The 22892-nt window shown below is 38.4% G+C and carries 20 protein-coding genes, 1 tRNA gene, 2 pseudogenes and 1 CRISPR repeat array; of the genes and pseudogenes, 4 read left to right on the forward strand and 19 right to left on the reverse strand.

Annotation, left to right across the window (positions count from 1 at the left end):
- The first annotated feature begins 15 nt into the window (after positions 1-15).
- Positions 16-710: direct repeats of the CRISPR family, unit length 36 nt; unit sequence GTTGTACAGTTACTTAAATCTTGAGAGTACAAAAAC.
- A gap of 70 nt (positions 711-780) precedes the next feature.
- The 10 genes from csn2-St to D8854_RS05945 form a co-directional block, all read right to left on the reverse strand.
- Complete coding sequence (gene csn2-St / locus D8854_RS05900; RefSeq protein WP_038805054.1) at positions 781-1824, reverse strand: CRISPR-associated protein Csn2-St; 1044 nt, start codon at positions 1822-1824, stop codon at positions 781-783.
- On the reverse strand, positions 1821-2144 hold the full coding sequence (cas2, locus tag D8854_RS05905) for a CRISPR-associated endonuclease Cas2 (RefSeq protein ID WP_001268300.1): 324 nt from the start codon (positions 2142-2144) through the stop codon (positions 1821-1823). Before cas2 ends, csn2-St begins: the two co-directional genes overlap by 4 nt.
- 4 nt (positions 2145-2148) lie before the next feature.
- Positions 2149-3057, reverse strand: a complete 909-nt coding sequence (cas1, locus tag D8854_RS05910) for a type II CRISPR-associated endonuclease Cas1 (protein ID WP_038805053.1) — start codon at positions 3055-3057, stop codon at positions 2149-2151.
- Positions 3058-3234: 177 nt separating this feature from the next.
- Positions 3235-6600, reverse strand: coding sequence for a type II CRISPR RNA-guided endonuclease Cas9 (gene cas9, locus D8854_RS05915; protein WP_038805640.1), 3366 nt, complete (start codon positions 6598-6600; stop codon positions 3235-3237).
- A gap of 219 nt (positions 6601-6819) precedes the next feature.
- A tRNA-Arg gene (locus tag D8854_RS05920) sits at positions 6820-6891 on the reverse strand.
- 42 nt (positions 6892-6933) lie between these two features.
- Complete coding sequence (gene rplS, locus D8854_RS05925) at positions 6934-7281, reverse strand: 50S ribosomal protein L19 (protein WP_001068669.1); 348 nt, start codon at positions 7279-7281, stop codon at positions 6934-6936.
- A gap of 118 nt (positions 7282-7399) precedes the next feature.
- Positions 7400-7729 carry a fluoride efflux transporter CrcB gene (gene crcB, locus D8854_RS05930; protein ID WP_125450194.1) on the reverse strand — a complete coding sequence of 110 codons (330 nt, stop codon included), beginning with the start codon at positions 7727-7729 and terminating at the stop codon, positions 7400-7402.
- Positions 7723-8097, reverse strand: coding sequence for a fluoride efflux transporter CrcB (crcB, locus tag D8854_RS05935; protein WP_125450195.1), 375 nt, complete (start codon positions 8095-8097; stop codon positions 7723-7725). The genes crcB (D8854_RS05930) and crcB (D8854_RS05935) overlap by 7 nt, the downstream gene beginning before the upstream one ends.
- A complete protein-coding gene (locus tag D8854_RS05940) occupies positions 8094-8360 on the reverse strand; it encodes a chorismate mutase (protein ID WP_125450196.1) in 267 nt (88 codons plus the stop codon). The genes crcB (D8854_RS05935) and D8854_RS05940 overlap by 4 nt, the downstream gene beginning before the upstream one ends.
- A gap of 116 nt (positions 8361-8476) precedes the next feature.
- Positions 8477-8920 (reverse strand): flavodoxin, encoded by a 444-nt coding sequence (locus D8854_RS05945; protein WP_001162125.1) that lies wholly within the window; start codon positions 8918-8920, stop codon positions 8477-8479.
- A 103-nt stretch (positions 8921-9023) separates the two neighbouring features.
- Here D8854_RS05945 and D8854_RS05950 point away from each other — a divergent pair, with 103 nt between their 5' ends.
- Together D8854_RS05950 and D8854_RS05955 are read left to right on the forward strand one after the other, a co-directional pair.
- Positions 9024-9959, forward strand: coding sequence for a DHH family phosphoesterase (locus tag D8854_RS05950; protein ID WP_125450197.1), 936 nt, complete (start codon positions 9024-9026; stop codon positions 9957-9959).
- A 95-nt stretch (positions 9960-10054) separates the two neighbouring features.
- A complete protein-coding gene (locus D8854_RS05955) occupies positions 10055-10297 on the forward strand; it encodes a type B 50S ribosomal protein L31 (protein ID WP_000710762.1) in 243 nt (80 codons plus the stop codon).
- Positions 10298-10411: 114 nt separating this feature from the next.
- Here the strand turns inward: D8854_RS05955 and D8854_RS05960 are convergent.
- The 7 genes and pseudogenes from D8854_RS05960 to D8854_RS05990 form a co-directional block, all read right to left on the reverse strand.
- Positions 10412-11747 (reverse strand): annotated as a pseudogene (locus D8854_RS05960) (Nramp family divalent metal transporter).
- A gap of 205 nt (positions 11748-11952) precedes the next feature.
- On the reverse strand, positions 11953-15129 hold the full coding sequence (carB, locus tag D8854_RS05965; RefSeq protein ID WP_125450198.1) for a carbamoyl-phosphate synthase large subunit: 3177 nt from the start codon (positions 15127-15129) through the stop codon (positions 11953-11955).
- Positions 15130-15577: 448 nt separating this feature from the next.
- Entirely contained in the window at positions 15578-16657 is a 1080-nt protein-coding gene (locus tag D8854_RS05970; protein WP_125450199.1) for a carbamoyl phosphate synthase small subunit, read from the reverse strand.
- A 49-nt stretch (positions 16658-16706) separates the two neighbouring features.
- Positions 16707-17630 (reverse strand): aspartate carbamoyltransferase catalytic subunit, encoded by a 924-nt coding sequence (locus D8854_RS05975; protein ID WP_001293859.1) that lies wholly within the window; start codon positions 17628-17630, stop codon positions 16707-16709.
- Positions 17631-17650: 20 nt separating this feature from the next.
- The gene (gene pyrR / locus D8854_RS05980; protein ID WP_001259299.1) at positions 17651-18172 is read right to left on the reverse strand and encodes a bifunctional pyr operon transcriptional regulator/uracil phosphoribosyltransferase PyrR; all 522 of its coding nucleotides are present in this window, start codon (positions 18170-18172) and stop codon (positions 17651-17653) included.
- A 209-nt stretch (positions 18173-18381) separates the two neighbouring features.
- A complete protein-coding gene (nth, locus tag D8854_RS05985) occupies positions 18382-19011 on the reverse strand; it encodes an endonuclease III (RefSeq protein WP_125450200.1) in 630 nt (209 codons plus the stop codon).
- Positions 19011-19553, reverse strand: coding sequence for a YceD family protein (locus D8854_RS05990; RefSeq protein ID WP_125425245.1), 543 nt, complete (start codon positions 19551-19553; stop codon positions 19011-19013). Before D8854_RS05990 ends, nth begins: the two co-directional genes overlap by 1 nt.
- Before the next feature lie 167 nt (positions 19554-19720).
- Between D8854_RS05990 and D8854_RS05995 the strand changes: the two genes are divergently transcribed.
- Together D8854_RS05995 and D8854_RS06000 are read left to right on the forward strand one after the other, a co-directional pair.
- Complete coding sequence (locus D8854_RS05995; protein WP_042902425.1) at positions 19721-20050, forward strand: hypothetical protein; 330 nt, start codon at positions 19721-19723, stop codon at positions 20048-20050.
- A gap of 336 nt (positions 20051-20386) precedes the next feature.
- Positions 20387-21946 carry an ATP-binding cassette domain-containing protein gene (locus tag D8854_RS06000; RefSeq protein WP_125450201.1) on the forward strand — a complete coding sequence of 520 codons (1560 nt, stop codon included), beginning with the start codon at positions 20387-20389 and terminating at the stop codon, positions 21944-21946.
- A 44-nt stretch (positions 21947-21990) separates the two neighbouring features.
- Here the strand turns inward: D8854_RS06000 and D8854_RS06005 are convergent.
- Positions 21991-22116, reverse strand: a pseudogene (locus D8854_RS06005) (zinc metalloprotease HtpX); the annotation flags it as partial.
- 83 nt (positions 22117-22199) lie between these two features.
- Entirely contained in the window at positions 22200-22796 is a 597-nt protein-coding gene (locus D8854_RS06010; RefSeq protein ID WP_125450358.1) for a CPBP family intramembrane glutamic endopeptidase, read from the reverse strand.
- Positions 22797-22892 lie beyond the last annotated feature (96 nt).

Raw genomic sequence — 22892 nt, forward strand, 5'->3', positions numbered from 1 at the left:
TCTTTGACCCAGAATGTTGTACAGTTACTTAAATCTTGAGAGTACAAAAACAAGTAAGGGAGAGATATTAAAATGGAATTAGTTGTACAGTTACTTAAATCTTGAGAGTACAAAAACCATGACCTGATTACCATCGAAGATCCTGAAGTTGTACAGTTACTTAAATCTTGAGAGTACAAAAACTGTTGAAGCTTTTAGTTGTGTTTTCTCATAGTTGTACAGTTACTTAAATCTTGAGAGTACAAAAACTCAGCTAACAATGAATTATACCGTCGCTTGGTTGTACAGTTACTTAAATCTTGAGAGTACAAAAACTATTGAGCTCTTTCTTGAGTGACGCTAACTGTTGTACAGTTACTTAAATCTTGAGAGTACAAAAACTGAGTATGGTGGTTTTATCACTACTGGTTTGTTGTACAGTTACTTAAATCTTGAGAGTACAAAAACAAGTAGAAGCGCTGAAGAAACTAAATGACCGTTGTACAGTTACTTAAATCTTGAGAGTACAAAAACAACAAATTATCTGGGCAGGCGACATTGATCGTTGTACAGTTACTTAAATCTTGAGAGTACAAAAACAAGAACGAACTACCTCACCTGTAGACTTAGTTGTACAGTTACTTAAATCTTGAGAGTACAAAAACATAATCGGATTTTGGATTTTTCGCAGTTTTGTTGTACAGTTACTTAAATCTTGAGAGTACAAAAACCTCAAATTCGTCAATTTTGATTTTTGTGCCCTCAAGAACATTATAAAGCCTTAAATCTCACTCGTCAATACTATTCTTCCAAATATTTCAATAACATTGGATTGACTGATTCAATACGGAATTTTGTTTTTATTTTGTACTGATACAAATTATTCAAAATTTTTAATGCTACTTGATCTTCTACAGATAAACTCATGTGGAGAATGTCCGAGCTAAATAAATAGGATCCAATTTTTCTTAAAGAGGTTAAAAATTCTTGTTCATCAGGTATTTGATTTATTGGATACTGATTGGTAAAGCGATCATACATAAATTCTAGAGAATAAAAATGATCAACATAATCGGAAACAATATTGATTTCCTCTAAAACTTCTTTCGATACATGAAGATAACCTTCATTGGAAGGAAATGAAACAATATATAATGAATCGCTATGATTAATCAAAAACTCCATTTTCTCGCAACATTCAACAAAATCATTATAGGATAGAAAATCATCCAAATTTCGTAAGACAAGCAAAAACTTTTCAGAACTGTTCGTCGCCATAACTTCTAACATGGAAAGAAATAATAAAAACTTTGTCTTATTGTCTACAAATTCAAATGAAATATTTTTATTATTTTTCCCAAAGTATGGTAAAAAATTCTTTTGAACCAATTGATCTGTATTAAAATATTTTGCTTCGGTATGATAGATAATATCATCTATTTGAAGATTCAACTTCTGATTCAATAGAAGTGAAATCCTATCTAGATTGTCATTGATATTTTCAATTTGCTCCATTATCTCTATAGAATTAATCTTTTTCTTTATATAATCATAGGCTACTGTTCCTTTTTTATATTCCATTTGTTCAATTAAATCATTGATATTGGACACTTGAATAACACTGAATTCTGACCGGGAAACCATTGTATCGTCTATTAGTATTTTAGGCTCATTTTGTTCAAATAGAACTAAATCTTCCTCACTATATTTTTTTCCTCCAAAATACCATAATAGTATCTGCCAAATATAGTATTTTAATTGCTGATCTTGACCTACAATTTGAGTAAATTGGCCAAAACTTAATGAAATATTATCCTTATACGGATGACTAATGTTCATTTTCATATAACTACCAACTTATTATCACTGACTACTTCTTCTTGCTTTGTTTTCCCACCTATAATCAAAACCATTTCAGAAAATTGTTTCTCAGTCACTGCTAGCAAACGGACATTCCCACTTGGTAAATTACTCTGACTTAATTTTTTATAGAATTTACTAGCAAAACTTCGATTCGGACAGGTTCTATAATAAACAGAAAACTGCAACATTTCAAAACCGTTTGCGATTAAGTCTTTCCGAAAATTACGATAGACTCTTTTTTCCTGATTTGTTTCCATTGGTAGATCAAAAAAACACAATAATCTCAATGCTTCATACCTCATTTCTTTAGCTCCATTCTATACTCGAAACCACCGGACAGTAAAATTTACTGGTATTCTTATCAGAGATACATTTCAAAAAACCTTTAACATACTTATCCATTGCTACTGTTACTGAACACGTTTCTTTCCCATAACGTATCTTTGCATTTAGTGTATCCGTTAATGCCAGTCGAAATTCGTATTTCAAATACTCTTCATCTCGTAAATTTTGATAAACCCAGACATCTATAATCTGCCGAAAAGGTTCCATTAGGTCATCAACCAAGTTAAATTGATTATATTCATTCTTATGGAAAATGCCAATCAAGGGATTCAAACCGTAACCAGCAATAATACGTGCCATCTGCGCTCTCATGATGGCATAACCATAATTTAGACCAGCATTGATGACGTCCGTTTCCTGTTGTGTAAGACGTACGAATTTCTTTCCAAATAATTCATTGAAATAAACTTTGGCAGCATGGCCTTCACGATTGGTTTTATCTCCATATTCAATATGATCTTTGTAGTCTGCTAATAATTGGATACAATCTATATTTTTCTCAAACATTGCAAGAACATCTTGTTGATTATTTATTTTAAAATAGGTCACTATTTGCCATAATTTGTCTTTTTGTTCCTGTGTCCACAATAATTGCTCCTGTAATTTTTTATAGGCTCTGAAATGGCCATTCTGTGAATGGTAAATTCCTGTAGGCAAGTGCTCATTATCACAGACAATTAAGGCAATATTATACTTACTTAAAGCACTTAATAATCTTAAAGTTACAACAGTCTCCCCTCCTTCTGCCACAATTATCGAAATATCACTCAGTGGGATAACATAGTCTTGACCCATTTTCTTAATTAAAAGGTTATCCAACTTCAATTGCATTTTTTCACTCTGACAGACATGCACAATTCTCCAAGTCATCGTATTTTCCTCTTTCACAAAACGAAAACACCCAGCCATAATTGACAGGGTGTTGAATTCGGCATGAAGCCTTATCTTTGTAGCTTCTGCAAGATTTAAGTAACTGTGCAAGGCGTCCCTTACAGTTACTATTATAATACATTGTACAAGCGTTTGCAACTCTTTTTTTAAAATATTTTAAAAAAAGAGTTTTGGTTCGTCACCCTCTTTTTTGATGAAATGTTTATTACCTAAAACATCAGTTTTAACTTTGTAGATAGAGAGATATTTCTTTCCTAATCCTTTTATACAACGACCATTAGAGGTCATTTTTAACACTTTGATTTTTTCTTTACCTTCAAAATTACCTTTATCGTAAGGCTTTAATTCGACATAGTGATTTTGATTAGGCATTGTTCTAGATAAAAACCTAAAAATCTGTTCTTCATTATTTTTGGTATCCTTAATCAAAAGTAAGTCATTTTTATATAAGGTAAATTTGAATTCTGACTCCTTGCTAACTCCTTCTTTTTCTTTAATTTCATTATATTTATCAATAGTTATAGAATATTTCCCAGTTGCTTTCTCAAATTGTAGATCTGCATATTTTAATCCTAGCAACTCATATTTATCAGTTTGTGGATTAAAATAAACATCTGTTCTCCAAGGATATAATTGACGAAGAAGCACTTTATTATTACTATTAGAGGGAGTTATGTTAATAAATGATTCTGGAATATTTTTATCGTAGTATTTCAGACTTTTAATTTCTGGTCCATTACCTTTTTTACTGTACTTACGAATAGGCCCATTTTCTTGTCTATATTTCTCAAAAGGATTGCAAGGGATCTCTTTATTTTTATCGTTCAATTCTTTAGAAGGATAGGTTCTTAAAATTTCTTCAATCACTTTTTCAAATGTTTGTGGATCTTTGTGATACATCAAGAATTTACTCTTATCTTTATTGTAAATTTTAATGAAAGCATCATATCCTGCTTGACTATAAATATCTTTAATCTTACCTAAAACATAAGTTTCTTCAGACTTATCTTTATCCAATTTTGCTTTTCTTGTTGCATAAATGGTTGCATCTGAAATTTTTCGATTGTATTTTGAATCTACTTGATAAGAAAACAGTATACTATCCTCAAATGTCTTGCTACGCAATGTATCAACAAAATGGTCATAAGGAGCTTTAAACACTAACTCTTTGTATTCATCATCACTTAATGAAATAATTTCTCCAGTCTCTGAATCTACAAATTGTCCTTCTTTATAAGAAATCAAAGGATTATTCTGTTTTTTCCATAATCTTAATTGACTCGAAGCAGCAATAATTAAGGCATCCACAGCATGATGGTGGTAAGTTTCACGAGACTTTTCAAGCCCCCACTTTCTTCTTAGTTGAGAAGTAAATTGTCCACGTACCACAGAAATAGTTGTATCAAATTGATGGCTCTTATAAAAATCTTGTAGAGCGTTTAGAACTACTCGCGATGAATATCGAGTATCAACTAAATTTCTTTCAATGAACTTCTGTTTCACTTCAATTTTACTAATGTCTTCTTCTGTTAAAAGATAATCTTTCTTTTTATTACTTAATAATTTAGAGTCTTTTACATAAGATTTAAACTCACGGTAGAACCAGGCATCATCCATACTATCTAAAGCCTGAAACGGTGTTCGCTGTCCCTTTTCTTGGTTTGCTGTAGCTAAAACCAATACTTTATTAGATAAACTATCATCAAATGATAAAGATAGAGGTAAAATATGGTCAATTTCGTACTTGTACTGATTGTGGATTAAATCTGAAATTGGAATATTCTTCCCAGTATAGAGACACTTTTCTCCCTGTTGATGCCATAAACGAATCTTAGTAGCTAATTCCTTATGCCCATGAAAAATGTTATCCGGCAACTCTTTTTTCCCATTGTATTGAAACGCCGCTTTTTCCATAGCTGCATTTTTCTCATCTTGGTTTGCCTTTTGACGTTTTATATAATCTTTCTTAGCGTCTTCTTCGTTATTTTCACGCGCCATTTCGATAACGATATTATCAAAGATACCATATTTTTTAGTTGCTTCGTTGATTATCTTTATGGCCTGTCTGACAGATTTCGCTACTACAGGGTTATAGATTTCTTCTGTTACTTCTTTTTCATCAATATACTTAGTTCGTTTTGATGTCTCTTTGTTTTTTTGTTTCCCCAATCGTGTTAGAATTGTCATTTGCTCTTCTGAAGTTTCATAGAGTTCTGGTATCAATTCCATCATGAGTTTAAGAGAAAAATTATGCCATCCCTTACTAAATAGACTGCTATTATTTTTTCTAAATTGAACCAATTCAAGTACTTGGTCTTGACTAAATACACCCATTAACTTCGTATTAATCGCTTCTTCTATACCTTCTCGTTCAGTATTTAGAGTTAAAATATGGGCAAGTTCATCTAGAACATTTCTAGATAATTCCCCAACTGAAATTGTTTCTAGCGATTGCATTTTTCGATATACTTCAAAAGTATGCATTTCAGGTTTATTGTTTACATCAACTCGATAACCATGTATCTGATCTACTGAAGCATCAATCATTTTAGCAATGTACTTCAATAAGGTTGAGGCTCCTAAGGTTTTCGCCGACTTCGCATATTCAATGATTGTTTTCTTTTGTTCCTCACTCAGTTTCTTGGTCTCTGTAGGAACTGATAAATTATTTAGATCATTTAGCAAATTAAACTCTTGAGCGGTATAGGAAGCTTTAGAAGCTCTGTATTCATTAGGATAAAATGTACATTTACCGATTAAAATACCAAAAATATTATCTAAGGTAGTACCATCTTTTCGGAAACGTCCATAATCCGTCCGAGATTTTTCATTTCCTGGTCCATGATAATATTTTCTTTTCCCTGTAAGGATTTTTAGATAATCCTCGATAAACTCATCCGTAATTTTACTATTGAATTCCTGCTGTTTTCTAAGAATTCTTTCAGCTTCCTTTTTATACGCAGATGTTGAAAAAACATTGATCAATCGGCATTTCTCACCATTTTCTAAAACAGTGAAATCTCCCCTTATTTGACCATATCTTTCAAAACGATCAAGTTGGATTTGACCAGGTGTTTGTTCAGCAAGTAATTTTCTATTTTCCTCAACTGCCTTGCCATAATCAGACGATACTGTACCCCCATCCTCAGAAGCATCATCTAAATAGCTAATACCACGTCTCTTAACAATGTTCTTTAAAGCTATGAACAGCTCTTCATTCGTTAGTTGCTGATTCAAGCCATCTACACGAAGTCGATATGGATTAAGATTAATGGATACCTTAGAAAAATCAGTTAACAAACCATAGTCTTCAAATAGATCCTGAAAGCGAACTCTACGGTGTTTTTTTCGACGATTTAATCGTCTAGCTTGTCTACTACTTCTTCTTACAACATTACTATCAGCAGTTGCAGCTGGGAAAATACGAGAATTCGTATGGATAATCTTACCAGAATTTTTTTCTAGAATTCCCACTCCTACGGAGGCAATACCAATATCCAAACCTAAAACTAAACCGTTCATAGTCAAACTCCTAACTAATTATCATATTAATTAAATTTTACTCTTTACTTCCTAAAAAATCAAATCATTATATGCAATTAACTAAAATATCCTGTCTTTTTATAATTATATGCAAATTCTCCCGTTTTCATCATTGATAAAAACAAAAAAGCGTAATCTAACGCTTTTTAAGTTCTATTTTAACTTGAGTGATTTCTGAATAAAAATCAATAGTTTATATGCCCCCTGCAGGAATCGAACCTGCAACTACTCCTTAGGAGGGAGTTGTTATATCCATTGAACTAAGGGAGCTAGAGAAAAACCCTGCTGGGTAAGCAGAGTTTTTTAGTCGAATTAACGACGGATTTCTTTGATACGAGCTGCCTTACCTTGAAGTGCACGCAAGTAGTACAATTTCGCACGACGTACTTTACCGTAACGAACAACTTCGATCTTTTCAACACGTGGAGTGTGGATTGGGAAGATACGCTCAACACCTACACCGTTAGAGATTTTACGAACTGTGTAGTTTTCTGAGATGCCAGCACCTTTACGTGCGATAACAACACCTTCAAAAATCTGGATACGTTCACGGTTACCTTCGACAACTTTCGCATGTACACGAACAGTGTCACCAGGACGGAATGATGGGATATCTGTACGAAGTTGACCTTCAGTCAAGCTTTGGATTAATGGATTCATTTTATTCTCCTATCTTTGTCAATCTTGAGGAACCTTCCTCAGCGGATAAACTGTATTTTTGTGCGTCCATTACACACAAGATACAGTTTACCAAATTTCCACAAAAAAGTAAAGAAATTTATAGCAGAATACCTAAAAAAATCGCTAGAAAACCGCCTAGGTAAGTTAAGAGAAAATAGCTATAAAATACCTTCTTGTCACTTAACAGTCTTTGCAGCTCGTCATTCAAGGTTGAAAAGGTCGTCAAACCGCCACAGAAACCTGTCGCTAGGATAGCATAGACTTCCTTAGACTCCACATGATTGTAGAGTAGGCCAATTAAAAAACATCCTATAAGATTGGCAATGAGAGTTCCCAATGGCAATTTAGAAGCTTGATTGTAGCGGGAAAAGAAATAACGCACAAGGGCTCCGAACCCGCAGGCGATTGCAAGATAGATGATTACCATTTCTTCCTCCCTAGAAAATAAGCCAAGAGCAGGCCTCCACCAATACTCAAAAGCAAATACATGACTAAATTAAGATAACGCCCGGTATCCAGTAGTTTCACAGCATCCAAGAGCAGGCTAGAAAAGGTTGTTAAACCACCACAAAAGCCTGTACCAAGCGCCAAAACCAAGCCTTTACTGCTTCCCTTATAGACCAGATAGCCTTTCACCAGATAGACCAGGCAGAAAATTCCCAGATAGTTGACAAGAAAGGTCCCCCAAGGAAAATCTGGGCTGGCTGGTAACCAAGTGGAAATGAAATAGCGGGCAAGGCCTCCCACCATTGCAGCCAGAAAAATCCCTAGCGGATAAAATTGTTCTTTTTTCATTTGATGTTTTGATCCTGATAATCACGCGAACGTTTGAGAATGTCTGAAAAAGTTGCGACAACAGTCTCCTGATAGCGCTTATCCTCTACACGACTTCTGACTTTTTCAAAAATAACTTCTTCTCTCTTAGAATCTAAGATTGGCATACCAGATGCTTTCTTATAAGCGATAACCCCTTCAACTAAGTGCATCCGTTCTTCTAGGAGCTTAACGATTTGGTCATCGATTTGATCAATTTCTTGCCGAATACTATCTAAATCCATAGTGCCTCCTCCTTTATTTGAATTATTGTATCAAAAAGCCACCAAATAGGCTAGTAAAATCCCAAAATAGCTAATAAAAAACGCACCGACTCCTTTCAGTCAGCGCAGTTTGATGCTTATCCTACTTTAGCAGCCAATTCTTCTGCGAATTGTTCCAAACGTTCGATATCTTCTTCTTCGGCAGAAAGATCCACTTTAACACATTCTGAACCTTTTTCTGCTCCTGTCGCTACAAAAACGCGATCAAAGTCATCAACAGCCTTACAGAATTCGTCGTAGAAGGTATCTCCTGAACCGACCACTCCGTAGATTTTGCCATTCAAGTTGAGATCTGCTAGGTCTTCGTAGAAGTCCATCATCTCATCTGGCAATTCTCCATCTCCGTAGGTGTATGTCGCAACGATAGCGATGTCTGCTTCCAAGAAGTCTGAAGCGTCGACAGTCGTACATTCATCAACATCGACATCCAAACCCAAGTCACGCAATTTATCTGCTACAATATCTGCAATTTCTTCGGTATTACCGGTCATACTGGCAAATACAATTTTTGCTAATGCCATATCGTCCTCCTCAATTTATCTTTCTCCATTATATCATATCTTTTTCATTTTAAAAATAAAAATTCTTGTGCTACAATGAAATGAGAAAGAATTGAGGTTATTTATGGAAATTTGTCAGCAAATTTTAGAGAAAATCAAAGAATACGATACCATCATCATTCATCGTCATATGAAACCAGATCCTGATGCCATAGGGAGTCAGGTAGGCTTGAAAGCTCTTCTTACACACCATTTTCCAGAAAAGACCATCAAAGCAGTCGGTTTTAACGAACCAACTCTAATCTGGATGGCGGAAATGGATACTGTCCAAGACAGTGACTACCACGAAGCTCTTGCTATTATTTGTGATACAGCAAATCGTCCTCGTATCGATGATAAACGCTATGAACAAGCTGCTTTCACCATCAAAATCGATCACCATCCAAATGATGATGTTTATGGTGACCTATCTTGGGTGGATACAAGTTCAAGCAGTGCTAGTGAGATGATTACTCTATTTGCTCAAGAAAATCAGCTGGCTTTGTCTAGTGAAGCGGCACGACTTCTCTATGCAGGAATTGTCGGGGACACAGGGCGTTTTCTTTACCCGTCAACTAGTGCTCGTACCTTTAGAATAGCTGCCCAGCTCCGAGAGATTGATTTTGACTTTGCTGGATTATCTCGTCAAATGGATACCATGAGCTTCAAGATTGCAAAACTTCAAGGCTACATCTACGACCATCTAGAAGTTGATGAAAACGGAGCTGCTCGCGTTCTTCTCAGTCAAGAAATCTTGAAAGAATATAAGGTTACGGATGCCGAAACGGCTGCAATTGTCGGAGCACCTGGCCGAATCGATACAGTCAAGGCTTGGGCTATCTTTGTTGAGCAAGCTGATGGTCACTTCCGTGTGCGTATGCGCAGTAAAATCACTCCTATCAATGAAATTGCCAAACAACATGACGGAGGAGGACACCCATTAGCCAGTGGCGCCAATTCCTATAGTCTAGAAGAAAACGAAATCATCTATCAAAAGTTAAAAAACTTACTTAAAAACTGATAAAATACTTGCCAAACTTATCAGAATCTGATAGACTAGTAAGGTAACAATCTATGGCTCGCAAAGAGACCATGGCAGAAAGGAAATATTGCAAAATGAAAAAAGATATCCATCCAGAATATCGCCCAGTTGTCTTCATGGACACAACTACTGGTTACAAATTCCTTAGCGGTTCAACTAAACGCTCTAACGAAACTGTTGAGTTCGAAGGCGAAACTTACCCATTGATCCGTGTGGAAATTTCATCAGACTCACACCCATTCTACACTGGACGTCAAAAGTTCACTCAAGCAGATGGACGTGTGGATCGTTTCAACAAAAAATACGGTCTCAAATAATCATAAAAAAGAACAGTTTCAACTGTTCTTTTTTTACTTCTTTTTATGAATCAACTACGACTACTTCCTATTTACCAATCTTCCCGATGCCGAGACTTGACTTCAAAACCACTCTTAAAAAATATCGAAAAGAAGCTTGATATTGAGAATGGTCAAGATGATTGAAACTGCGTAACCTAGGATGGTGTTCCACTTGGCATTGGTGAATTCTCCCATCAGTGACTTCTTAGAGGTCAGATAGATTAAGGGGAAGATTGAAAACGGAAGAGCAATTGACAGAAAAACTTGTGAATAGACCAATAACTGATCCAAGGTTTTTTCTTGATGTCCAAACAAGACGGCAACAATAATCACAGGAAGCAAGGCAAAAATCCGGGTACCGATACGGATAATCCACTGAGGCAATTTCAGATGTAAGAAGCCTTCCATGACAATCTGTCCTGTTAAGGTACCTGTAATGGTCGAATTCTGGCCACTTGCTAAGAGGGCTAGGGCAAATAAAGTTGACAGAGTTGAGCTGGCTATCGCTCCTGCTATTGTCGAATCCTGTAAAGCATTGTACATTTGAGAGAAAGCTGAAATTTCAGATGCATGACCAAAAAAGAGAGATGCCCCTAAAATGAGAAGCAAGGAATTGACAATAAAGGCTAGGGACAACTGAAGATTTGAATCCCAGGTCATAAAACGCACGGCTTTTCGAACATCCTTCTTATCTTTGTGATTGATTTTCCTTGTTTGGGATAGAGAGGAATGGAGATAGAGATTATGGGGCATGACTGTCGCTCCTACAATTCCTAGAGCCAAGGTCAATTGGCTTTCATGACCTGGTAATGGTGTTTCAAATAATGTAGGAGTCGGTAAATAACCACCAAAGATACCCTGAATACTTGGACTGGATAAGACCACCAGATAGGTAAAGATGGCTAATATGGTTAAAATAAGAGTCGTAACAATGGCTTCAATTTTTTTTGAAGCCAAATTTCATCAACAACAACAAAAGAAATACATCTAAAACGGTTAAGAGGATAGCGACCATAATCGGTATTTTAAATAAAAGATTTAAGGCAATCGCTGAGCCTAGAACCTCAGCTAAGTCTGTCGCCATTAAAGCTAATTCTAAAATCACCCATAAACTATAGCGAAGCCATTTAGGAGCATGATGAGCTGTTGCCTGTGCTAGGTCCATCTTAGTTACGATACCGAGCTTTCCAGCCATCTGTTGTAGTTGCATGGCAATGATGGATGAAATCAAAATAACAAATAAGAGACTATATTTGTAGGAAGCACCACCAACCACACTGGTAATCCAGTTTCCAGGATCCATATAACCAACTGCTACAAGGGCTCCAGGTCCTAAAAAAGCTTTTAGATTTTGCCAAAAATGATTGTTATTGGGAGTTTCAATAGATTGGTTGATCTCAGAAAGAGAGACTTTTTTGTAAGAAGACATCGGAATTTTACACTTTCTAATCTGTCTTTACTTTTTTTAATGGATTTTTTGAAAAAATAATGAAAATAGTTTCCCATTTCCAATTCTTCCTTATTATATCACATTTTAAAATGATTCTTAAGGAAAGAATGATGGTTGAAATAGACAATAACTGTATTGCAAAAGCCAGCGTTTTCTCTTTAAAACTGTAAAAATTCTTTCTCAACTAGATCGCTTCTGTGACAAAACTACGGCTTTCTAGCACCTTGAGCATAGCATTAGCTGTATCTAGAGCTGTAAAGAGTGGTACACCGTGTTCAATGGCTGAACGACGGATTTGCTCACCATCTTCGTCAGCAGTTCGTTTGGTTCCGACAGTATTGATAATCGCTTGGATTTTCCCTTTGCGGACAAAGCTTGGGATATCCTGTTCATCGTCACCAATCTTACCAACAGGTTGGGCTTCGAGTCCATGACTGGCAAAGAAGGCTGCTGTCCCTTCTGTCGCAAGGATACCATAGCCGATATTTTGGAAACGACGAGCCAAGTCCAAGGCTTCATCTTTGGCATCATCAGCGATGGTGAATACAACATTCCCAAAGGTTGGCAAGTGTAGGTAAGAAGCTTCAAAAGCTTTATAGAGAGCTTTTTCAAGAGTAGTATCAGAACCCATAACTTCACCTGTTGACTTCATTTCAGGTCCGAGCAAGCTGTCTACCTTAGCTAGTTTCGTAAAGGAGAAAACAGGTGCCTTGATATGAACACGAGTGCTTTCAGGGTAAAGTCCATCTTGGTAACCAAGTTCTTCAAGACTCTGCCCAAGAATGAGCTTAGTCGCTACCTGAGCCATAGGAATATTGGTTACCTTAGAAAGGAATGGAACCGTACGGCTAGCACGTGGATTGACCTCAATAACGTAGACTTTTTCATCCTTGATGACAAACTGGATGTTCATCATTCCAAGACAGTTAAGACCGATTGCTAGACGTTTGGTATAGTCAGCGATTGTTTCCTGCACCTTTTGCGACAAGGTTTGTGGTGGATAAACGGCCATTGAGTCACCTGAGTGGACACCGGCACGTTCGATATGTTCCATGATACCAGGGATGAGAACATTTTCCCCGTCTGAGATGGCATCGACTTCACACTCTTGCCCAACGATGTAAGAATCGACAAGGACTGGATGGTCTGGACTAGCCTTAACAGCGGTACGCATGTAAGAACGAAGGTCTTTTTCGTTTTCGACGATTTCCATAGCACGTCCACCCAAGACATAAGATGGACGAACGAGAACTGGGAAACCAATCTTGCGAGCAGCAAGCACAGCTTCTTCTTCATTTGTTGCCGTTTGTCCTGGTGGCTGTGGAATATCCAAGTCTTTAAGGGCTTGCTCAAAGAGGTCGCGGTCTTCGGCACGGTCTAGGTCAGCAACTTGTGTACCAAGAATGGTCACACCTGCTTTTGCCAAGGGCTCTGCAAGGTTGATAGCTGTTTGACCACCAAACTGAACAATAACGCCTTTTGGTTGCTCCAAGTCGATAACATTCATGACATCTTCAAAAGTTAATGGCTCAAAGTAGAGCTTATCAGATACAGAGAAGTCCGTAGAAACGGTCTCTGGGTTTGAGTTCATGATGATGGCCTCATAACCAGCAGCTTGAATAGCCTTAACAGAGTGAACAGTTGCGTAGTCAAACTCAACCCCTTGTCCGATACGGATTGGACCTGAACCTAGGACTAGAACGGATTCCTTATCAGACTTGATAGACTCATTTTCCCAACCATAGGTTGAATAGAAATATGGAGTCTCTGATTCAAATTCTGCCGCACAGGTATCGACCATCTTGTATACTGGGACAATCTTGTTTTCCAAACGAAGTTGGCGAACTTGATCGACTGTCGTTTCCCAAAGTTCAGCAATCTTACGGTCTGAGAAACCATTAAGTTTGGCAGTTTTCAAGACTTCTACATCTTGTGGATGGGCACCCAATTCTTGCTCAATTTCAAAGATGTGCAAGAGTTTATCTAGATAAAAGATATCAATCTTAGTCAATTCAGCAATTTCTTCTGGTGTGTAACCACGGCGAATGGCTTCTGAAACGTAGAAGAGACGGTCATCTTGGGCTTTGACAACCTTTTCAATCAAAGCATCATCTGAAACCGCTGCAAGTTCAGGCATTTCATTGTGGTGAACCCCAATTTCAAGTGAGCGACAGGCTTTTAGAAGAGATTCCTCAATGTTACGACCGATAGCCATTACTTCACCAGTTGCTTTCATCTGAGTTCCAAGACGACGCTCACCTTTTTCAAACTTGTCAAATGGGAAACGTGGAATCTTAGCAACGACGTAGTCAAGGGCTGGTTCAAACATAGCGTAGGTTGAACCTGTAACTGGGTTAATAACCTCATCCAGGGTCAAACCGACGGCAATTTTGGCAGCCAATTTAGCGATTGGGTAACCTGTCGCCTTAGAAGCAAGGGCTGATGAACGAGACACACGTGGGTTTACTTCGATGACATAGTACTTAAAGCTATGGGGATCAAGGGCTAGCTGAACATTACATCCACCTTCAATCTTGAGAGCGCGGATAATGCTCAAGCTTGCGTCACGGAGCATTTGGTTTTCATAGTCTGACATGGTTTGCGCAGGGGCAAATACAATGGAGTCCCCTGTATGAATCCCAACTGGGTCAAAGTTTTCCATGTTACAAACAACGAGGGCATTATCAGCCGAGTCACGCATAACTTCGTACTCGATTTCCTTGAAACCTGCAATGGAACGCTCAATCAAACATTGGGTAACAGGTGACAGTTTCAACCCATTTTCAGCGATTTCACGCAATTCTTCTTCATTAGCACACATACCACCACCAGTACCTCCAAGGGTAAAGGCTGGACGAACGATGACTGGGTATCCGATTGTTGCTGCAAAGGCCACTGCTTCTTCTACTGTGTTGACAATTTCAGATTCAGGGATTGGCTGCTCAAGCTCTTCCATCAATTGTTTAAAGAGGTCACGGTCCTCTGCTTGGTCGATGGCAGACAATTTAGTACCTAAAAGCTCTACTCCAAGCTCATCTAGAATACCATTTTTAGACAATTCCATGGCCATATTGAGACCTGTTTGCCCACCAAGGGTTGGGAGCAAGGCATCTGGACGTTCCTTACGGAGAATACGCGTCACAAACTCGAGTGTAATCGGTTCGATGTAGACCTTGTCCGCAATCTCCTTATCTGTCATGATAGTGGCAGGGTTTGAATTCACCAAGATAACTTCATAACCTTCCTCTTTCAAAGACAAGCAGGCCTGGGTCCCCGCGTAGTCAAACTCAGCAGCCTGACCAATAATAATCGGACCAGAACCAATCACCATAATTTTTTGAATATCAGTACGTTTAGGCATTTATAAGATATTAAGGGCGTCAAGCGGACAAAGCTAAAATAGGAGTTATGACGAAGAACTATCAGTTCTAGGAATAACTATCTTTTTAGCACCGTCCGTAGCCCGTATTCAGTTCAGCAAATACGGACCACCCTTCTCCTTTCTATTCGTCGCCTCACAGAGCGACATTAAATAAATTCTCCGACGATTTTTTAGAGAAACGATATTTTTCGATAAAAAATCTAGTGCAGGGAGTTTTTAGTTCGCCTGATAGCGACTAAAAGAAACGACCTGCCTTTCTATTCGTCGCCTCACAGAGCGACATTAAATAAGATACAAAGGACGAATAGAGAGCGATTGAATTTTAGGAAACCAAGGAAGGATTGACAATCCAAGTTGGTTTCTCTAAATTCCGAGCTTTCCGTCCGTGTTCAGTTACATAAATTCTCCGACGAGATTTTACTCGTTCTTAGTTTGCTTGTTTAAAGGCTTCCATCATCTCGATAAACTCGTCAAATAGGTAGCTTGCGTCGTGTGGACCAGGAGCTGCGTCTGGGTGGAATTGCACAGAAAAACCTGGTTGGTATCTGTGACGCACACCCTCAACTGACTTGTCATTGATTTCTTCATGGGTAATAATCAAATGCTCTGGCAAATCCTCACGGCTAACCGCATAACCATGGTTCTGGCTAGTAAAGTCTACTCGGCCTGTTGCAATTTCACGCACCGCGTGGTTAAATCCACGGTGACCAAACTTCATCTTGTAGGTCTTAGCACCATTTGCCATAGCAAAAAGTTGATGACCCATACAGATACCAAAGATTGGAATTTTCCCTTGCACACCACGAATCATATCAAGTGCCTGAGGAACATCTTCTGGATTTCCTGGACCGTTTGACAACATGACCCCGTCAGGATGGAGATGGAGAATCTCTTCTGCTGTTGTTGTGTATGGAACAACGGTCACGTTACAGTTACGCTTAGATAGTTCGCGTAAGATGGAGTGTTTGAGACCAAAGTCTACCAATACGACACTCAATCCAACTCCAGGAGCAGGATAAGCTGTCTTAGTAGAGACTTGCTTGATATTATCTGTCGGTAGAACTGTCGCTTGGAGCTGGTCTATGATATGGTCCATCGTATCACCAACATGCGTAAGGGTTGCACGCATGGTACCATGCTTACGGATAATTTTTGTCAAAGCTCGGGTATCAATTCCTGAGATACCTGGGATTTTCTTCGCTTTCAAGAATTCATCCAAGGTCATTTGATTGCGCCAGTTGCTGGCTCTACGCGCTTCTTCAAAAACTACTACTCCCTTGCAGGTAGGAGTGATTGACTCGTAGTCGTCACGGTTAATTCCATAATTTCCCACCAAAGGATAGGTAAAGGTTAAGATTTGTCCATTGTAAGACTGGTCAGTAATGGATTCTTGGTAACCAGTCATCCCTGTGTTAAAGACGATTTCCCCTGTTACATCAATATCTGCTCCGAAGGCCTTGCCTTCAAATACTGTACCATCTTCTAATACTAGAAGTCGTTTTTTCATCTACTCACCTCTCGTTGATGCTCTCAGACATCTTTTAACGCTTTGTGCCTTATTTTGCTTTTCTATAGGCCAGCACAGATTCTAAAATTGCCATTCTGACAAAGACACCGTTGGTCATTTGCTGAACAATACGTGATTTCGGTGCTTCTACCAAGTGATCAGCGATTTCCACATCACGATTGACTGGAGCTGGGTGCATAAGGATTGCTTTTTCTTTCAAGCGGTCATAGCGTTCTTGTGTCAAACCATGCTGGTTATGATAGTCTTCTTTTGAAAATCCTGTCACAATTTCATGACGTTCATGCTGCACACGAAGAAACATCATAACATCTACTTGATCAATCACCTCATCAATTGATACAAAGCGACCGTAATGTTCAAACTCCTCACTTCTCCATTCCTCAGGACCAGCAAAGTAAAGCTCCGCTCCCAAGCGTTTAAGGATTTGCATATTAGACTTAGCTACCCGTGAGTGGTTGAGGTCGCCAGCGATAGCCACCTTAAGACCTTCAAAATGTCCAAATTCTTCATAAATTGTCATCAAATCAAGCAAACTTTGGCTAGGGTGTTGCCCTGAACCGTCCCCACCATTGATAATCGAAGTTGTGATGGTCGGGCTAGCAATCAATTCTCTGTAGTAGTCCACCTCTGGGTGACGAATGACACAGGCATCCACTCCTAGTGCAGAAAGCGTCAAGATCGTGTCATAGAGTGTTTCACCCTTATTCACTGAACTGGTCTTCACATCGAAATCCAAAAGATCAAGTCCAAGTTTCAGTTCTGCTACCTCAAAGGATTTGTGGGTACGAGTTGAACTTTCAAAGAAAAGGTTGGAAACGATATGTTGTTCCTCATAAGAAGCACTCGCTCCGTTTTTAAATTCGATTCCTCGTTTAATCAATTTCATTACTTGTTCTACAGTAAGGTCTTCCATAGAAACGACATGTTGCAAAGCTTGTTGATTTTCTGACATTTTTTTACTCCTTTTGGTGTTTAGGCTTGTTCTGTGATTAGTACTCTGTCTTGTCCATCTAGTTCTGTCATCTCTACGATGATTTCTTCAGAACGACTGGTTGGGATGTTTTTTCCAACATAGTCCGGACGGATTGGAAGTTCTCTATGGCCACGATCAACCAAGACTGCCAAACTTACACGAGCAGGACGACCGTGGCTGACGATGTTGTCAATAGCTGCACGAATAGTACGACCTGTATAGAGCACATCATCCACCAAAATGACTTCTCGATCTGTCACATCAACAGAGATTACAGAGGTATCTTCCCCACTTTTGACATCATCACGGAAAGGTTTAGTATCCAATTCTACTACGGGAACAGAGACATTTTCTAACTGCTCCAAACGTTCTTGGATACGATGGGCGATGAAAACTCCACGTGTTTTAATCCCAGCCAGAACGATTCTATTTAAATCTTTGTTGCGTTCGATAATCTCGTAGGTAATCCGAGTAATCGCTCGTTTGACGGTCAATTCGTCTACAACTTCTTTTGTCCTCATGACAAACCTCCAAAAAGAAAAGTCTCCTTAAACAAGGAGACTTCAGAATGTATAGCCAAACTAGCCTTACTATAGACAGTATAGACTTCGGCTATCTATTGATCCGACTCCTTGCCTGCCTCACGGGACAGGTTTAAAGGAATATTTTATTGTTATTACTATATCACAAAGAATGGATCAATGCAAGAAAAAAACATAAAATTTTTATCTTATAACGAACTAAAATCATATAATTGGGGATAGTGATCGCATTCTGGGTTCTTTGGATGACAGATAGCCCGTCCAAAGTAAATCATGGCTTGATGGGCTGCCAACCATTTCTCTGGTGGCAGAATATCCATGACACGTTTTTCTACTTCAAGGGGTGTGGCTGATTTTTTAACAATATCATGGTGCTTGCAGATACGTTCAACATGGGTATCCACTGCAAAGGCTGGAATTCCAAAGCCCACACTCATAACTACATTGGCTGTTTTGCGTCCAACACCCGCTAGACTTTCTAATTCCTCGCGAGTCTGAGGGACTTTACCATCAAAATCATCTAGTAGCTGTTGGGCACATTTTTTTAGAAACTTGGCCTTATTTCGATACAGTCCCAGTCGGGAAATGTACGATGCAATTTCACTTTCAGTCGCGACAGACATGGCTTGAGGCGTTGGAAAAGCTGCAAAGAGACCTGGTGTAGCCTTGTTGACAGCAGCATCTGTTGTCTGAGCTGACAACATGACCGCAACCAGGAGTTCAAAATGATTGGTAAAATCAAGGCTGGGTTTGGCGTCTGGGAAGAGGGCAATGATTTCTTCTAGCACCTTTCGTGCTCGTTTTTTTGACAAGACCATTATTCGTCTCCGTCAAATAGTCCTTGCAAGCCAGCAAATGGACTGTTTTCTTCTTTCTTGACTGCTTGTTGGGCTTGGTATTCTTCCTCAGTCATGATTTGCCAGTCATTTCCAGACACAAAACCTTGACCAGCTTCTTCTTCTGCTGTTAAGACTTTGATAGGAATATTGAGCAAGATATTATCGGAAACGCTCTCAGCAAGGTCGATTTCCCCATTTTCGATAGGCAAGACCAAGTCATCGTCTAAAACTTCTTGATCCAGTTGGTTGGTTGCTCCTTCCATGAAGACCTCTGTCACTGGATAAGACTCCTCCAACTCAACTGGCTCCATACTGCGGCTGGAAGCAAGGACAATGGTATAAGATAGCTGATAGTCTAAGAAATACATACGGTCTTCGTACTGGATCTTTCCCACTGCTAGGATATCTTTAACATCTAAAATTTCTTGATTACGTTTACGCAAGTCTGCGACAAGGTCCAAAGTTTGTTCAAAGTGTAGGCCTTCAGGCTGCTTACGAATTTCTTGAATATTTAACTTCATATTTCCTCCATAAAGATGTACTCACTTGATTATACCATGAAAAAGCTATAAGTCAGCCTCCCAAACTTTGATATTAAAATCTCATTTTTAACATATTTACTATGACATATTTCCTGTTTAGTGCTATACTATAGGCAATAATACATCAGAGCAAGGAGGATACTCATATGGAAGACAAAGCACTCATCACTGAAGCTTACCAACTCCTTTCCGAGTTAAATAAAAGCTACCAAAGTTGCAAACAAGGTACAGCTGATGATCTTCGACTGCAAGAGCTGCTGAACACTACTCTTAAGGAACTAAAAAAAGCAGAAAAGCTGGACAACAGTATCTTAATAGACCTTGAGAAATTTTACCAACGTACCAGTCTTCTGATTGGACTAGGGAGCCTAAAACTAAACGATCAAGCTCGAACTGCTTGGCGAAACTATGACAAGTTCCACTACGAACATGTCAAACACGTATTGACTCTCTATGGACCTGTTTTCGGATTTTAGAGTTTATAATTTTGGATTTACTATTGACAAAATTTCCTAAAAGGTATAGGATAAAGGTACTAATACTCGGAGGTAAGGGAGACATGAACAACTAAGTCTATCAAATAAAGAAACTTTATTTAGTAGATCTTGTTTTTGTCTCTTTTTGCATGCTCTTTTTGTACTAGATTATCTGGTACTTTATCCACTTTGAAAATAAAAAACTAGAAAGCTAACCATCTGCTCCTCTTGGGTTGGATTAGGCAGCTCCAAGCTAGTTTGACGAGCTTTTCAACGAGGATAATAGAGTTTTGACAGTGACTTTGGGCTCTACTAGGTAAAGTAGAGCTTTTTGTTATGCACTATCGACATTCTAGAAAGGGCGACAATATGATAAAAATCAATCATCTGACCATCACACAAAACAAAGATTTACGAGACCTTGTATCTGACTTAAGCATGACTATCCAAGACGGGGAAAAGGTTGCTATTATTGGTGAAGAAGGAAATGGCAAATCAACCTTGCTACGAGCTTTAATGGGGGAAGCTTTGCCTGATTTCACTATCAAAGGAGACATCCAGTCTAACCTTCAGTCACTGGCTTACATTCCTCAAAAACTCCCCGAGTTTCTGAAAAGTAGGACTCTACACGACTACTTCTTTTTGGATTCTGCTGATTTAGACTACAGTATTCTTTATCGTTTGGCTGAGGAGTTACACTTTGATAGCGACCGTTTTGCTAGCAACCAAGAAATTGGAAGCCTCTCGGGGGGCGAATCTTTGAAAGTTCAACTCATCCATGAGTTAGCAAAACCCTTTGAAATTCTATTTTTAGATGAACCTTCAAATGACTTAGACCTTGAGACGGTTGATTGGCTAAAAAGTCAGATTCAAAAGATTAGGCAAACTGTTATCTTTATTTCCCATGATGAAGACTTTCTCTCTCAAACGGCAGATACTATTGTCCACTTGCGACTGGTCAAGCATCGGAAAGAAGCGGAAACGCTTGTAGAGCATTTAGACTATGATCGCTATAGTGACCAGAGAAAGGCTAGTTTTGCTAGACAAAGCCAGCAAGCTGCTAACGACCAAAGAGCCTATGACAAAAGCATGGAAAAGCATCGTCGCGTCAAGCAAAATGTAGAAACTGCCTTACGTAACACTAAAAATGATGTTGCCGGTCGCCTATTGGCTAAAAAGATGAAAAATGTACTCTCTCAAGAAAAACGCTTTGAAAAGGAAGCCCAGTCCATGACCCAAAAGCCACTTGACGAGGAACAAATCCAACTTTTCTTTTCAGACGTCCAACCATTACCGGCTTCTAAAGTATTAATCCAACTGGAAAAAGAAAATTTGTCCATTGGAGAGCGCGTTTTAGCTCAGGGGTTACAACTAACTGTCCGTGGCCAAGAAAAAATCGGTATCATCGGGCCTAATGGTATTGGAAAATCGACTCTGTTAGCCAAGTTGCAACAACTGCTAAGCGGCAAAAGAGAAATTTCGCTTGATTTTATGCCACAAGATTACCACAAAAAACTGCAATTAGATTTATCTCCAGTAGCCTATCTCAGCAAAACTGGGGAAAAAGAGGAACTACAGAAAATCCAATCTCACTTAGCCAGTCTCAATTTCAGTTATCCAGAGATGCACCACCAAATCCGCTCCTTATCTGGCGGGCAACAGGGTAAACTGCTTCTTTTGGATTTAGTTCTACGAAGACCAAACTTTCTCCTTCTCGATGAACCCACACGAAACTTTTCTCCAACTTCTCAACCCGAAATCAGAAAACTCTTTGCCTCTTATACCGGCGGTCTCATCACTGTTTCGCATGACCGACGTTTCTTAAAAGAGGTCTGTACGAGTATCTATCGTTTGACAGAAAAAGGATTAGAAGCAGTTGATTTACAAGATTTATAAATGTTGAACATAGCAAAAATCCAGAGCCGACCTCTGGATTTTGTTTACATTTGTTTCAAGCGTTCGATTCTTTCTGAGATAGGTGGGTGGGTATAAAAGAGTTTTTGTAGCCCCTAACCTTTCTTAGGATCATTGATATAAAGAACGCTGCTGGTATCATCGACGTGACAGATTATGCTCTGAATTTTGTTTAGATTGTATAAGCTAAAAATCTTTTTTACTATTTTACAGCTCAAAGCATTCTAATGCAGCATTATCTCATATACAAAAAGCAAAACGCAACCAGATTATTGAGGACATGCAAAAGAATGGAATTCCATAGGTTATCGGAAGTCTTATACCTTACCCCAAATGCAAATCCCATACCTAAATAGGTGATAAAGCTAGGAATAGTATAGGGACCATGCAGATAAGCAAAAAGAAGCGATGTGGAAAATAAGCCAAAATATGTATTCTTAAATACTATCCCCTGTAACATACCTCGCATAAAGATTTCTTCCGTGACAGGTGCCAAAACACAGAGATTCACAAAAAGTACAGACCATGAAAGTGATAAACTTTGCACAGCTTGAGTTGTGTCTGATTGGGTAGGGCCTAAAAAATTGACCAAAATATAAAATAGGAAAAGCAAGGCGTATGAAAGAAAACATTTTAAAATATCTTTTAGGCAGATTTTCCGAATGTGAAACAAGTCATACTTTTTTCCTACATATAAAAATAATGCAAGTTCAACAAGTGTAAAAAGAATTGATAGCGTTAATGAATTTGTTCGCATGATTTTCTCTGCTATACTCAAATGAATTGGCAGAAAAATCAAAATCAAGAAAAACGTCATCCAACGCTTATACATCATTCACCTCAATTATATAGAATTACATATATTATACTATTTTTTGGTGAGATAACAAGTTAAAAGCGAGATACTAAAAGCAAAAGAATCCAGAGA

Origin of the sequence: Streptococcus mitis, from assembly GCF_003943905.1 — a bacterium.
In the GTDB taxonomy this organism is placed as follows: domain Bacteria; phylum Bacillota; class Bacilli; order Lactobacillales; family Streptococcaceae; genus Streptococcus; species Streptococcus mitis_BC.